The organism is Rubinisphaera margarita (genome assembly GCF_022267515.1).
GTDB lineage: Bacteria > Planctomycetota > Planctomycetia > Planctomycetales > Planctomycetaceae > Rubinisphaera > Rubinisphaera margarita.
Map to the genome: position 1 here is coordinate 780,821 of NZ_JAKFGB010000009.1, position 14,067 is coordinate 794,887.

Sequence of the window (14,067 nt, forward strand, 5' to 3'; positions counted from 1 at the left end):
AGATCGGGATGGTGGCCGCGGCAGCCAATCCGCCGCAGCCTGTTCCAGGGAGCGGGGCGATTAAACCGCAGCCGGCTCCTGATCCATCTCTTCCTTGGCCAGTTCAGCCAGGGCCCGCTTGTAATCCACAGGCATGACCTTGACGAAGTTCTTCCAGTTGTTGTCCCAGTCGGACAGGATTTCAGCCGCCGAGCAGGAGCCGGTGTACTGCTGATGATTCTCAATCAACTGTCGAATCCCAGCGGCTTCTTCCGGAGTCTCGATCGTTTCCAGTTCGACCAGTTCCAGGTTGCAGTTCGGACGGAACAAATCGACCGGCTGATACACGTAGGCGACGCCGCCCGACATCCCGGCTGCGAAGTTGCGCCCGGTCTGGCCGAGAACAATCACCTTACCGCCGGTCATGTATTCACAACCGTGATCGCCGACTCCCTCGACCACCGCGGTGGCTCCGGAGTTCCGCACGGCGAACCGTTCGGCAGCGACTCCACGCAGGTAGAGTTCCCCCGAAGTAGCCCCGTACAGACAGACGTTCCCGGCAATGATGTTCTGAGCCGGGTTGAATTCCGACTCTTCCGGCGGATAGACGACGATCTTGCCACCACACAATCCCTTACCGACGTAGTCGTTGGCGTCTCCTTCGACTTCAATCGTGATGCCGCGAGTCATCCAGGCACCCAGCGACTGACCGGCCGATCCGAGGCACTTGATGCGGATCGTGTCTTCCGGCAGCCCATTCGGTCCCCATTTCTTGGAGACTTCGTGGCTCAGCGTGGTGCCGAAGGCGCGGTCGATGTTCTGGATGTTCATCTGCAGGTCGACCGGCTCGCCGTGCTGAATGGCCGGCTGACACATCGGAATCAGAGTCGTCTGATCGAGCACTCGCTCGAGTTCGTGATTCTGGTCCCGCGTGCAGTAAGTGCCGGCGTTCGGATACGGCGACTTCGGCAGAGCGAGCACCGAAGACAGGTCGAGGTGACGAGCCTTCCAGTGATCGATCTCGCTGTTGAAGTCGAGATGGTCGCTGCGGCCGCACATCTCTTCGATGGTCCGGAAGCCGCATTGAGCCATGTAGTTCCGAGTGTCTTCCGCCACCATGAACAGGTAGTTGACGACATGATCCGGCATCCCGTTGAACTTCGCCCGCAGTTCCGGATCCTGAGTCGCGATCCCGACCGGGCAGGTATTCAGGTGGCACTTCCGCATCATGATGCAGCCCACGGCGATCAGCGGTGCGGTGGCGAATCCGAACTCTTCGGCTCCCAGCATACAGGCGATGGCGACGTCGCGTCCGGTTCGCAGCTGACCATCGGTCTGCAGGCGAATTCGGCTGCGGAGGTCGTTCATGACCAGCGTCTTGTGAGTTTCGGCCAGACCGAGTTCCCACGGCAGACCGGCATGCTTGATACTGGTCAGCGGAGATGCCCCGGTTCCGCCGTTGTCCCCGGAGATGAGGATGTTGTCGGCGTGACCCTTGGCGACCCCCGTGGCGATCGTACCGACCCCGACTTCGGAAACCAGTTTCACGCTGATGCGTGAGGACGGGTTCGAATTCTTCAGGTCGAAGATCAGCTGTGCCAGATCTTCGATCGAATAAATATCGTGGTGCGGCGGAGGACTGATCAGACCGACGCCCGGAGTCGAATGTCGGGTGGCGGCGATGATCTTGTTGACCTTCTTGCCGGGCAACTCGCCCCCTTCACCTGGCTTGGCTCCCTGCGAGATTTTGATCTGCAGTTCGTCGGCATTGGTGAGGTACCAGCTCGTGACGCCGAAGCGGCCCGAGGCGATCTGCTTGATGGCGGAACGCTTGGAATCTCCATTCGGCATCGGCTCGAAGCGGTTGTAGTCTTCGCCCCCTTCGCCGGTGTTGCTCTTGCCTTTGAGCCGGTTCATGGCAATGGCGAGTGTCTCGTGCGATTCCGCCGAGATCGAGCCGTAGCTCATAGCCCCGGTGCAGAACCGCTTGACGATCTCGCTGGCCGGCTCGACTTCGCTGAGCGGAATCGACTTGCCTTCCTTGATCTTGAGCAGTCCACGCAGGTGACAGTTCCGCGTCGCTTCTTCGTCGGAAAGCTTGGCGAACTCGAAATAGGCTTCGCGATTGCCGGAGCGGGCGGCTTCCTGCAGCTTGGAAATCGTGTACGGGTTCCAGGCATGCTTTTCGCCAGCGGCTCGCCAGGCGAACAGCCCCTGGTTCGGCAGCACGGGGAGCTGGTTCTCGTCCCGTTCCGGATAACCGACGGCGTGACGTCGCAGGTTCTCTTCGGCCAGGATGTCGAGGGTGACCCCCTTGATGCGGCTGGCGGTGCCCACGAAGCAGCGATCAACGACATCGCCGTTGAGACCGACCGCTTCGAAAATCTGGGCTCCCTTGTAGCTGGCCAGCGTCGAAATGCCCATCTTGGCGAAGACCTTGAGCATTCCCTTGGCGACCGCCTTGCGGAGAGCCTTGACGATCGTGACTTCGTCCCAGTCGCCGACCAGATCGCCATCCCGGAGTGCCTTCTGCACGGCGGCAAAAGCCATGTACGGGTTGACGGCATCGGCACCGTAACCGGTCAGCAGGCAGAAGTGATGCACTTCGCGCGCTTCGCCCGATTCGACCACGATGCCCAGCCGGGTGCGGAGTTCGTGCTTGACCAGGTGATGGTGCACAGCTCCGGTCGCCATCAGCGAACTCATCGCCACGCGATCAGCCGAGAGGGCCCGGTCGGACAGGATGATGATTGAGTAATTCTCGTTGATGGCATCAACAGCTTCCTGGCAGATGCGATCCAGAGCAGCCTTCATTCCGGCAGCGCCTTCGCTCCGCGGATAGGTGATGTCGATGACCTTCGTCTTCCAGTGACGGTAATCGAGATGCTTCAGAGCGGAGAGTTCGCCGTTCGTCAGAATCGGATGCGGCACGGCCAGACGGTGGCAGTGCTCAGGAGTGGAATCGAGCAGATTGCCTTCTGGGCCGATGAAGCATTCGAGCGACATGATGACTTCTTCCCGGATCGAATCGATGGCCGGGTTCGTCACCTGTGCGAACAGCTGCTTGAAGTAGTCGTAGAGCATCCGCGGCTTGTCGCTGAGACAGGCCAGTGCGGTATCGTCGCCCATGGAGCCGACCGGGTCGCGCTTCTGACGCAGCATCGGCAGCAGCATGAAGTTCATCGTTTCCGTGGTGTAACCGAACGCCTGCAGCTTGCGGAGCAGGTCGTCTTCGTCTTGGGCGTCCTGAGGAATATCCGCGTGCGGCAGTTCACCCAGCGTGATCCGCTGATCTTCGAGCCACTGCTGGTACGGACGCTTCGTGGCGATTTCGTTCTTCACTTCGTCATCGCCGATGATGCGACCCTGCTCGAAGTCGACCAGGAACATCTTGCCTGGCTGCAGACGGCCCTTGCTCTTCACGTTATCTGGATCGACTTCGACCACGCCGACTTCGCTGGCCATGATGACCTTGTCATCTTTGGTCACATAGTAGCGGCTCGGACGCAGACCGTTCCGGTCGAGCACGGCTCCGATGTAGTGTCCGTCGGTGAAGGAGATGGAGGCCGGTCCGTCCCACGGCTCCTGCAGAGCGGAGTGGTATTCGTAGAAGGCCCGCTTTTCTTCGGACATCGAATGATGATTCTGCCAGGCTTCCGGGATCATCATCATCACGGCTTCCGGCAGAGAACGTCCGGCCTGCAGCAGCAGTTCCAGGGCGTTGTCGAAGGAACCGGAATCCGAACAGTGCGATTCGATGATCGGGAACAGGCTCTGCAGCTCGTCGCCGAATCGTTCACTCTGCATCATCCCCTGACGGGCGAAGATCCAGTTCTTGTTTCCGCGGAGCGTGTTGATTTCCCCGTTGTGAGCCATGTAGCGGCACGGCTGTGCGCGGTCCCAGCTCGGCAGCGTGTTGGTCGAGAAACGCGAGTGGACCATGGCCAGATGCGTTTTATAGTTCGGATCCTGCAGATCCTTGAAGAACGGCATCAGCTGGAACGAGGTCAGCATCCCCTTGTAGATGATGATCGACGAGGAGAGCGAACAGGAATAGAACAGCAGGGCTTCCGGGTGTTCTTCCGGCACGCGCAGTTTGTGGCTGGCCCGCTTACGGATCAGGAACAGCTTGCGATCGAACTCAGCCTGTTCGACGCCATCGCCGGCAGCAACGATGAGCATCTCCATGGCCGGCATGCAGGCGCGGGCAGTCGGACCGACATCCGCAGTGTCCGGATCGGTCGGCAGATCGCGCCATCCGACCAGCTTCTGGCCGTACTCTTCGATCAAATCGTTGACGACCGTCTTGCAGTGCTCGCGACGTTGTGCGTCATTCGGCAGGAAGATCACGCCAGCTGCGTACCGACCCGCTTCGGGCAGGTCCTGGCTGAACTCCTTCTTAACGACATCGCGCAGAAAGCCATCCGGCAGACCGGTGAGCATCCCGGCTCCGTCGCCGGTGTTCTCTTCGCAGCCGCAGGCTCCACGGTGATCCATGTGCCGCAACAGACGATCGGCATCGTCGACGAGCTGGTGCGAACGCTCGCCTTTGATGTTCGCCACAAATCCGACGCCGCAGTTTTCATGCTCGTAGTCGGGCGAATACATATCGAAGGCTGGTGGATAGCTGTCTCGGCGAAACGGCCATTCATGAGAGTGTTGCATGTCGGTCATCTTCATCGTTCCAGGTAAATAAAGTAATCCCGCCGACTGAAAGCCAGTTCGGAGTCCACTTGAGTGGTCGGGACCATCGGTGTCGATAGTTTGGTCGTCGCGACCGGTGATCTGCCCCGGCGTCCTGCCGAGTGAAGTGATGCCGCGATGGCATCGAATTTCTGCTGCCTGCTGTGAATCAGCCGGGTGAAGAACTCAGTTCCGTGCAGCTTTCGCTCAATAACACGTCGACAAATTTCCGCGTGGCCAGCGACAGTTCGCGACCTTTGCGGTGAATCATGCCCAGAGGCCGGACCCAGGACGTCCCTTCGACCTGCAGGGCTTTCATTCGGCCCCGCAGACATTCATCTCGAACAGTCGGCTCGGGAAGCAGGGCCACGCCCGTTCCCGATTCCACATCCCGCTTGACGTATTCGATGTTGTCAAACTCGTGCACAGTCTCAACGCCCACGCCCACTTCGCGAAACCAGCGATCAATCGCCTTGCGGATGAAGAGGTTGGGCTTGAATCCGACGAAGCGGACTCCATCCAGTTCCCGGGCCGTGACCGTCTCGCGGTCGAACCAGGCATGATTGCGCCCCACGACAATGACCATGGGCTGATCCTGCCAGTGGACGCACTCGAACAGACCTTTAGATTTTGGAAAGGAGACCAGACCCAGATCATCCTGTTCCTGACCGACCCGTCTGTAGACCTCATCAGGATGCACAAAATCAATCGAGACTTCAACTTCGGGGTACTCCCGCTGGAAGCGTTCGATGGTTTCATTGATCTGAATCAGGCCGACCGAGTAAATCGCCACGACCCGAATCCGGCCCACAACCCGGTTCTCCATCTCCCGCACACGGTCCTCGACTTCGCGAAAACTGTGCAGCAGATCGCGACAGCCTTCGAAGTAAATGGAGCCGGCGGTCGTCAATTCAAAAGGTCGCTTCGAACGGTCGATCAACTGCATCCCCAATCGCTTCTCCAGCTGCTGAATGGCCTGGCTGACGGCGGATTGCGAGACCTTCTGATGCTCGGCTGCGCGCGAAAAACTGCGCAGTTCAACCGCATCGCAAAACATTTCGACATTACGAAGATGCATGGAAGGTCGCCGTGGGACTCGTTATATCAGTGAATCTTATTGAGTGAGTGACACAATATCACAAAAATTGTTCGAGGGATTATCACGATCTGCTTCGGGTTGTCAACCAGCGAGTGAGACAATCTCAGCTCCTCACAGGCATTCCCAGCGACCGGCTTGTCATTCGGACACTCACCCGGCGACTTCGACCTGGCACTAATGTTCTTGCGTGCACTTCTGATTGGGCGGGATGTTCGGCTGTGGCAAAAAACCTTGAAAAAGTGAGGAAAGGGGTGATCGCTGTATTCATTGAAATAACAGCGACTTAAACGTATGATCTGCCCATGAACCAGAAAAAAGACTCAGAAAACTCGGATCAGAAATCTTCCTGGAAGGCGCTTGCAGGAAGTCTTTTCGGTATTCACTTCGACGATCAGACCGATCTTCAGGATCTGGATATCGATTCGGTGGCGGAGGTTGTTGAACAAATGAATCCTGTAGGGTCGTCTGATAAGGGAGACAGGTCTCGTCCTGCTTCCGATGTTGTCGCGGAAGAACCGGACCTGTCGTTTGACGAAGACGACGACGAGCCGGTCGCTCCCAAACGTGCTGAAAAGAAGCCGGTGCGGGCCGAGAAATCAGGCTCGGAATCGCGTCGCGGCAAGCCGTCTCGCGCGGAGAAGGAAGAACCGGAAGCTCGCGTCGGTTCGATTCGCGAAACCTTCGACGATGAAGATCCGTTCGGCTTCGGCATTATTGCTCAGGACGAAGTCGACGATGTGGCGTCCGAAGACATCGATCTCTACGACGAGAATGCTCGCAAGCAGACCGTTCAGGCCTCTGCGGAAGTCGATGATGAGGATGACGACGAAGAAGAAGATGACGTGGATGACGACGTCAGCTTCGAAGAAACAGAGGAAGTCGTGGCGGAAGCCGACGACGACGATGATGACTTCGGCGATCTGAGTTTCGACTTCGATGATGACGAGGACGAAGACGAGGAAGACGAGGAAGACGAAGAGAAAGCCGAGGCCAAACCGGTCGCTCCCAGACCAGAGCCAAAGCGGATCCGACGGGAAAGTCGGGCCAAAGCGAAGTCGGACGACACCAGATCAAAGTCAGAGGAGACCGAAGAGAAGTCCGGTCGTCGCTCCGGCAAAGCTTCCGGCGCGACCGACGAAGGCGACGATTTCTGGGACGCCCTCGACGAATGGGACTGGGAAGGTGAGAAGAAGGGTGGCAACCGTCGCCGTCGCAAGGAAGAAGTCGCCATCGACGACACCGATGACGACGACGATGATGATGACAACAATGAAGTGACCGCCGAGTCGACTGAAAGTGACGAGCAGGAACGACCGACGCGTCGCCGTCGCCGTCGTCGTCGTCGGGGGGGACGTTCTCAGGATCAGTCGGCCAGTTCGGAACGTGAGGAACAGCCCAAGTCGTCCTCCGCGAAAGAAGAAGAGATCGATCCGGAACTGATCGACGAACTCTGGAACGCTGACGACGACGAAGTTGTGTCGAAGCGAAAAGAGAAGGCCAGGGAATCAAAAGAGGACGAAGAAGAAGAGGATCAGGACGTTCGGCCAGACGCTGAAGAAAAGCGTCCACCTCGCCGTCGTTCTCGTCGAGGAGGGCGGGGTCGCGATTCGTCCGACTCTGCTCGGTCCGACTCTGCTCGGTCTGACTCTGCTCGGTCTGACTCTGCTCGGTCTGAGAAAGCGGAGGCCAGCACGGCTGCTTCCGACGCCGATCAGACTGAGCAGGCCGATTCGTCGATGGACGATACGGACACGATCGAAACCGGACCTCCCGATCCGCAATACAAGAACGTGCCGACCTGGGGTGAGGCGATCAACATGATTGTCCGTCGCCGCAGTGGAGAGTCGTCCGAGCGTGGCGGTCGCAGCGAAGGCAGCCGTGGCGGAGAACGGCGCGGTTCCCGTGGAGGTCGTCGGCGACCTCGCAGCCGCGGCGAGCAGTAAGCGGAAGACGCGGAACGCATCCGTTTTGGCGGGTCGCGTTCCGCACCCCTTTCCGCGGATCCGACGCACCCATTGAGCGATCAGTGTTATGCCACAGACTGCCCCCGGATCCTTAGACGCCTCGTATGATTATGCGATTGGCGTCACGCGTCGGGCCGGCAGCAATTTCCATCTCGCTTTTCGAACCCTTCCGCGCCCGATGTACCGCGCCATGTGCGTGGTGTATGCCTACATGCGGATTTCTGACGATCTGGTCGACGGCTGCGATTCCCCCGCCGGGAATCCGCGGCTCGCTTTGAACGACTGGAAGCACAAGGTCGAGCAGCTTCCCGATCCTGCTGACCATCCGCTGTTCCCCGCACTCGGCGATGTGATGTCCCGATGCGGCATCGAGCGCGACTGGCTCTTGCAGGTGCTGTTCGGCATGGAACGCGATCTCGACTGGCGGGAGTTCCCGGATTTCAACAGTCTGAGTGAATACTGCGATCAGGTCGCCGGCATGTCTGGACTGTGTTGTCAGGCACTCTGGGGAGCGGATCTCTCGCAGACTCGCGAGCTGGCTCTGACGTGTGGCCGCGCTTTTCAGATGACGAACATTCTCCGCGATCTTGTTGAGGATTCCAGCCGCGCCCGGTGTTATCTTCCGGCTGATGAGCGAGTCCACTTCGGTTGCCCCGAACAGATGGTCGAGTCCGGCCGTTTCCACCCTGCCTGGCGGAATCTGATTCAGTTTCAGATTGGGCGAACCAATGCGTTCTACGCCGAGGCCAGCGAGTTGGAACGTCTGCTCTCGGGGCCCGGTCGTCGCATGTTTCGCATCATGTTCGCGACTTATCACAGCCTGCTGGAGCAGATCATCCGGGATCCGGATGTGGTGGCGGTTCGACGGGTTCGACTGACAAAGTCGCAGAAACTGAAGATTCTCCTGATGGCTCCTCACTGTTCGCTCGCCTCGCGATTTCGTCATTGTCCGCCCCGCCAGACGGACGCCGATTCGACTCCGAGCGCTCCGCTTGGCCAGCAGCTGAATTCATAAAAAAACTCCGGCGTCCCAATGGGAGACCGGAGCTTTTGATTCATCGTGTGCTTCGAGGCCAGCTCAAGTACTGGCTTCAGCGGTTACCACTCGGCGTTGAACCGGCCGGCGGTGCGGGGAACGTTGTCCAGCGTGCGGTAACCGTCGCTGTTCGCCTGGAAATACGGGTCCTTCTGAGGGATCGGCATCCATGGTGAGAACTTCGACTGCTGATCGATGTCCGCTGGTGTCGGCACGATGTGACTCGGATCGTAGGTCGAGTCCATATTCGGTGTCGAAGGAACCGACAGAGACGGCTGCCCCGGGGCCATCATTGGTGCCATCATGGGAGAGGACATCGACGGCGACATCATCGGATTGGGAGCCATGGGCGAGCCATAGGCACCGCCGTACGGATTCATGTCGGTGCAGGGATCGTTGCAGATCGGAGCCGGAGCGTAGTTCAGACACTGATACGGTTCCCACACGCAGGAAACTCGGCGACGAGGCACCATCGTTTGTGTCGGGACCATCTGCCGACGGACAACCGTCCGGCATTCCGTCTGAGGCACCATCATGACGACGCGACGATACGTCGTGACCGGGATCTGCTCGCAATAGGTCTGCGGGCGATATACGGTCTGCGGACACATGTCCCAGTTGACCACGCGGCGGGGACGCAGGCGAGTCGTCACCTGCGGGCAAACCGGCGGCGGGCAGACGGGCGGCGGAGCACAATTGATCTGAGGCGGAGCCGCACACGTTGGAGCGGACGGTACCATGCCAGTGCAGCCGCAGTCGTAACCGCGACAGCGTCCGCAGAAGAGTCGCGGAAACAGTCGAGGGCGACAGTTCCGGGCTCCGTTGCAGCCGCCGCAGGCTCGAGCAACGTAAGGATTGATCTGGGCGACAGCCTGAGTCTGTTCCAGGCCAACGGCAGATGCCGCAAGGCATAACGTAAGGATGACGGGCCAGCGCATAACGGGCACTCCTGAGGTAGGCATATTTTCGGAGGGAGTTGGTGAAGGAGAGCGAATCACGAACCAGGATCGGTTCAGGGGGGACGTCCTCAGAGTGCAGGGAGCACCTTCAGCGGACGGGAGATTCGCCGGATTGGAAATGGACAACTCGCAGGGGGCGAGTCTTGAGACGATTTTTGGAGATATCTAAGATTTGATCAAGATCTTCTCGGCAGCGGGCATTTTGGCTCCAAATTTTGTCACTCTGACAAAATCGGGTTCAGTCAAACGGCTGCGTCAGCCGAGAGTTCGTTCCGATCGCCCGTCGTACCTCCAGCGAAGAGACTCCCGCCTAACTCATGACCGAACAACAACTTCCAGATGATAACGCGGCTCTGGCCCGAGTCGTCCTGCAGTCTTATCAGGACGTTCTGAACTACACCGCTCCCGAGCGGACCATCCACGAGTTGCGGGAGGATTTCCTGAAGCATCGCGGGCAGGACGCGCTCTCCGACTTCACCGAAGGCCTGAGATTTCTGCTCGAACGCCGCTACATCCGCCGGCTCAACGACGAACGCCTGGAGTTAACCCCGGAAGGCCGCCAGTGGATGGAGCAGGGGGCGTAGGTGGTATGCAGTTGGCAGTTGGGATAGCGAAGCGTATCCCAGCCTGCAGCAGCTACGCCGAGATGATCAGATCCGGATCGGACTGAAAGCGGCGGGGGATTTCGGAGCAGATGCGGATCAGGACCGGTTCGCCATCGACGATGCCTTCGAACAGCAGGTGCGGTCCGACTTCATTCTCGCCGGTCATCGGCATCGCGACCCAGTCGAGATGATGCAGTTCTTCGAACAGCGGAAGCGCCTGCTGGATATCGAACGAAAAGGCCGCCGGGAACAGCGAGTCCTTCTCCCGGCGATGATCTTTCACACGCCGCATCGAAGGAAACAGAGCAACTTCCCAGGCGCCCTGTTCCTGATGGTAATGGCACCCCAGTGGGGTTGGCACTTCGTGCGGGAAGATGCTGTAGGAGAGTTGATGTACAAAATCCTCGATCCAGCTTGGGGGAAAAGCCATATCGTAACCGTTTTCGAAAAAATGTCCGAGCCACGCGTCGCAGCAGTTTCTCGTGCAGACTCGTCTGGCCTTGGATGCGGTGGGCGTTGCGTTTTGGCAACATCCTGAGCATGTGAAAACGGAACGTGTGACTCAAGAAGGAATGCCGCACTCTGCTCGATTCGTGCGATCATTTGCGAACGGAGTTCAGGTTGTGGCGGTTATGCATTTTGCGGCGTCGAGAGAGCCTTTTCCCGCCGGGAACTCTGAAACGCGTCCGGTTTCCCTCAAGGCCCGAATCTGATCGACTCCTCCCGATAAATCTCTTGAAACGCCTTAAAAGCGTGGTTGAGGGGTGGCCCCGAAAGATTCTTTCGGGGCGGCGCAGCCGTCGGAGTATGGGATTGGACCCGAGTTCCTGGTGAGGGACATCGCTCACGCAGAAGACGAAGCAGCACGGAATCGACACCCTGGCCCAACGGCATTCTCTCCCGGCTGCGCCGCCCTGATAGCAGCTATCAGGGCCACCCGGATGCGAGTCGCCCGCCCGATTCCGCAAGGATGGTACAGAGATTCATCTCTGTATTGCGCAGCAACAGGAGGCTTGTCTTGAGCGGCGGTTATTTCCCAAAGTGACCACAACAGGGGTGGCCCCGAAAGATTCTTTCGGGGCGGCGCAGCCGTAGGAGTACGGGATGGGACGTCGAATCAACGGACGGGTGAGGTCACCCGGAAGACGAGCGAAAGGCCACAAGTTGAGGCACGCGGCTGGTGCATTCTCCCACGGCTTCGCCGCCCTGATAGCAGAGCTATCCGGGCCACCCGACCTCTTGTGGCTCCGCCGCTCAGACGCACGCGTCTGAGCGATCCCGTACGGCCGTTCTGCCCTTACTTCTTGCCCAGTGCTCGCTGCTGGCGGAAGAATGACTGCAGTAGCAGCTTGGATTCTTCGGCCAGGACGCCGCCGAGCACGCCGGCTCGGTGATTCAGTCGCTCATCGTCGGTGATGGAATAGAGCGAATGGCAGGCACCTGCCTTCGGGTCGGTGGCTCCGTAGATGACCGTTGGAATTCGCGCCTGAACGATGCCGCCGGCACACATCGGGCAGGGTTCGAGCGTGACGTAGAGCATGCAGTGTTCGAGCCGCCAGTCGCCAAGGGCCTCTGCGGCCTGGGTCATGGCGATCATCTCAGCATGAGCGGTCGGATCGCGGAGAGTCTCCCGCTGATTGTGAGCCGCCCCGATGATTTCGCCTTCGTAAACGATGACCGCACCAATGGGAACTTCCTGTTCTTCAAAGGCCGCCTCGGCCTCGGAAAGGGCCTGTCGCATGAAGTGTTCGTGGATCAGCAGGGGGTTCAGGGGCGTATCAATCATCTCATTTCTCCAGTCCGCAGTTCACGAAGAACCGGATCAGTCTCTCTCCGTTCAGTCCGAAATCGCGTTCAGTAATTGAAAAACAGGCTCATGTTCGATTAACATTCATCGATGTGTCGACCCTGCAGTCGGTTCCATGTCCTCGGGATGCGATCTCCCATGAGGATGTCCCCAGCGAATCGGCTTCTTTCCACCTACCTGACTGGGATTCTCATAATGACTCAACTGACGCGACGCGGCTTTGTTCAGTCCTCTCTCGCAGCCGTCGGAGCTGGCGTCTTCGCCGCTCCTCACATCGCCCGTGCCAAGTCTCCAAACGACAAACTGGCTGTCGCCGTTGTCGGAGCTGGCGGACGGGGCAGTTCGCACGTCTCGGCGTTTCTGAACGACCAGCGTACCGAAATCACCTACATTGTCGACGCTGACGAAAAGAACGGCCAGTCAAAATGTGATTCGGTCGAGAAGAAGCAGGGCTTCCGTCCGAAGTTCGTCCGCGATATGCGGGAAGCCTTCGATGACAAGAGCGTCGACATCGTTTCGACCGCCACGCCGAATCACTGGCATGCTCTCTGCGGCATCTGGGCCATGCAGGCCGGCAAAGACGCCTACGTTGAAAAACCAGTCTGTCAGACGATTCAGGAAGGTCGTGCTCTGATCACGGCTGCCCGCAAGTACAACAAAATGTGCCAGGTCGGTACGCAGTGTCGTTCCAGCAAGGCTGTGATGGCCGCTGTCGACTTTATCAACGAGGGTGGAGTCGGCGATGTGAAATTCGCCCGCGGTCTCTGCTACAAACGGCGGAAGTCGATCGGTGCTCTGGGCGATTACAAAGTGCCTGAAAGCTGCGACTTCAGTCTCTGGAGTGGACCGGCCACGTACACCGATCCCAAAGTGACCCGTCCCAAGTTCCATTACGACTGGCACTGGCAGCGTCACTACGGCAACGGCGACCTGGGCAACCAGGGTCCTCACCAGACCGACATCGCCCGCTGGGGACTGGGACTCGATCGTCACCCGAACAAGATCGTCAGCTACGGGGGACGCCTCGGCTACAAAGCCGAACGGAACGATCCGAACTACGTCGATGCCGGCGATACGCCGAACACGATCGTCTCGCTGTACGATTACGGCGACAAGTTCATCACCTTCGAAACTCGCGGCCTGTCTGTCGACAAGAGCCAGGACGAAGAGCTCAACAAGCTGTTCCAGAGCGACTCCGGCAATAAGATCGGCGTGGTCTGGTACGGCAGCGACGGCTACGTCGTTCAGCTCTCCTACAATCACTGCATCGCCTACAACAAGGACTTTGAAGTGATCAAGGAGTTCAAGGGGGGCGACGACCACTTCACCAACTTCGTCGATGCCTGCGTCAGCCGTAACATGGAAGACCTGAATGCCGATGTCGAAGTCGGACACCTGTCGGCGGCCATGAGCCACCTGGGCAACATTTCCTACTACGTCGGCGAAGAGAACAAGGTCTCTGTCGATTCGCTGCGTTCGGAACTGTCCCGCATCGAAAGCCTGGACGACAACGTCGCCACGCTCGACCGCACGGTGAAGCACCTCGAAGACAACGGCGTCGATCTCGAGAAGTACCCGCTGGCTCTCGGACCGTATCTTGAGTTCGATCCGAAGCAGGAAGTCTTCAAGAACAACGAAGCCGCCAACGAGCAGCTCCGCCGCGAATACCGCTCAGAATTCACCTGCCCCACGGCAGAGAACGTCTAAGCGTTTCAGCGAATGAACCAAAGCCTCATGTCACCAAAGTGGCATGAGGCTTTTTCAATGGGGATGGCACAGAGATTCATCTCTGTGTTGCCAGGCAACAAGAGGCCTGTCTTCAGCATCGAATGGTTCATGCAGGTGGTACGCCTGCTCTACGGCTATTGCCGTCACCTTCAGTCGGTGGCACAGACATTCCTGTCTGTGGACGGAAACCAGGGCTCCGGAATCAGG

9 protein-coding genes are annotated in these 14,067 nt (G+C 58.8%); 4 read left to right on the plus strand and 5 right to left on the minus strand.

The window, feature by feature from the left end:
* Positions 1-60: 60 nt before the first annotated feature.
* Together gltB and L1A08_RS06360 are read right to left on the minus strand one after the other, a co-directional pair.
* Positions 61-4,653: a glutamate synthase large subunit gene (gltB, locus tag L1A08_RS06355; RefSeq protein WP_238755468.1), complete on the minus strand. Its 4,593-nt coding sequence runs from the start codon at positions 4,651-4,653 to the stop codon at positions 61-63.
* 178 nt (positions 4,654-4,831) lie between these two features.
* Complete coding sequence (locus L1A08_RS06360; RefSeq protein WP_238755471.1) at positions 4,832-5,740, minus strand: LysR family transcriptional regulator; 909 nt, start codon at positions 5,738-5,740, stop codon at positions 4,832-4,834.
* A 323-nt stretch (positions 5,741-6,063) separates the two neighbouring features.
* Here L1A08_RS06360 and L1A08_RS06365 point away from each other — a divergent pair, with 323 nt between their 5' ends.
* Both L1A08_RS06365 and L1A08_RS06370 read left to right on the plus strand, forming a co-directional pair.
* The gene (locus L1A08_RS06365) at positions 6,064-7,704 is read left to right on the plus strand and encodes a hypothetical protein (RefSeq protein WP_238755473.1); all 1,641 of its coding nucleotides are present in this window, start codon (positions 6,064-6,066) and stop codon (positions 7,702-7,704) included.
* 88 nt (positions 7,705-7,792) lie between these two features.
* Complete coding sequence (locus tag L1A08_RS06370) at positions 7,793-8,740, plus strand: phytoene/squalene synthase family protein (RefSeq protein WP_238755476.1); 948 nt, start codon at positions 7,793-7,795, stop codon at positions 8,738-8,740.
* 83 nt (positions 8,741-8,823) lie between these two features.
* Here the strand turns inward: L1A08_RS06370 and L1A08_RS06375 are convergent, their stop codons facing one another.
* Positions 8,824-9,699 carry a hypothetical protein gene (locus L1A08_RS06375; protein ID WP_238755478.1) on the minus strand — a complete coding sequence of 292 codons (876 nt, stop codon included), beginning with the start codon at positions 9,697-9,699 and terminating at the stop codon, positions 8,824-8,826.
* 338 nt (positions 9,700-10,037) lie between these two features.
* On the opposite strand from L1A08_RS06375, the gene L1A08_RS06380 reads away from it, so the two are divergent.
* Complete coding sequence (locus tag L1A08_RS06380; RefSeq protein ID WP_238755480.1) at positions 10,038-10,304, plus strand: hypothetical protein; 267 nt, start codon at positions 10,038-10,040, stop codon at positions 10,302-10,304.
* Positions 10,305-10,356: 52 nt separating this feature from the next.
* Here the strand turns inward: L1A08_RS06380 and L1A08_RS06385 are convergent, their stop codons facing one another.
* A complete protein-coding gene (locus tag L1A08_RS06385) occupies positions 10,357-10,755 on the minus strand; it encodes a hypothetical protein (protein ID WP_238755482.1) in 399 nt (132 codons plus the stop codon).
* 867 nt (positions 10,756-11,622) lie between these two features.
* The gene (gene tadA, locus L1A08_RS06390; protein ID WP_238755484.1) at positions 11,623-12,111 is read right to left on the minus strand and encodes a tRNA adenosine(34) deaminase TadA; all 489 of its coding nucleotides are present in this window, start codon (positions 12,109-12,111) and stop codon (positions 11,623-11,625) included.
* A 216-nt stretch (positions 12,112-12,327) separates the two neighbouring features.
* On the opposite strand from tadA, the gene L1A08_RS06395 reads away from it, so the two are divergent.
* The gene (locus tag L1A08_RS06395) at positions 12,328-13,839 is read left to right on the plus strand and encodes a Gfo/Idh/MocA family protein (protein WP_238755486.1); all 1,512 of its coding nucleotides are present in this window, start codon (positions 12,328-12,330) and stop codon (positions 13,837-13,839) included.
* Positions 13,840-14,067: the final 228 nt, after the last annotated feature.

Bases quoted from the DNA above. Each gene is read 5' to 3' on its own strand.
- L1A08_RS06380 (WP_238755480.1), top strand. From the start codon at position 10,038: ATGACCGAACAACAACTTCCAGATGATAACGCGGCTCTGGCCCGAGTC.
- L1A08_RS06365 (WP_238755473.1), top strand. From the start codon at position 6,064: ATGAACCAGAAAAAAGACTCAGAAAACTCGGATCAGAAATCTTCCTGG.
- L1A08_RS06375 (WP_238755478.1), bottom strand. From the start codon at position 9,699: ATGCGCTGGCCCGTCATCCTTACGTTATGCCTTGCGGCATCTGCCGTT.
- L1A08_RS06370 (WP_238755476.1), top strand. From the start codon at position 7,793: ATGCCACAGACTGCCCCCGGATCCTTAGACGCCTCGTATGATTATGCG.
- tadA (WP_238755484.1), bottom strand. From the start codon at position 12,111: ATGATTGATACGCCCCTGAACCCCCTGCTGATCCACGAACACTTCATG.
- L1A08_RS06395 (WP_238755486.1), top strand. From the start codon at position 12,328: ATGACTCAACTGACGCGACGCGGCTTTGTTCAGTCCTCTCTCGCAGCC.
- gltB (WP_238755468.1), bottom strand. From the start codon at position 4,653: ATGACCGACATGCAACACTCTCATGAATGGCCGTTTCGCCGAGACAGC.
- L1A08_RS06360 (WP_238755471.1), bottom strand. From the start codon at position 5,740: ATGCATCTTCGTAATGTCGAAATGTTTTGCGATGCGGTTGAACTGCGC.
- L1A08_RS06385 (WP_238755482.1), bottom strand. From the start codon at position 10,755: ATGGCTTTTCCCCCAAGCTGGATCGAGGATTTTGTACATCAACTCTCC.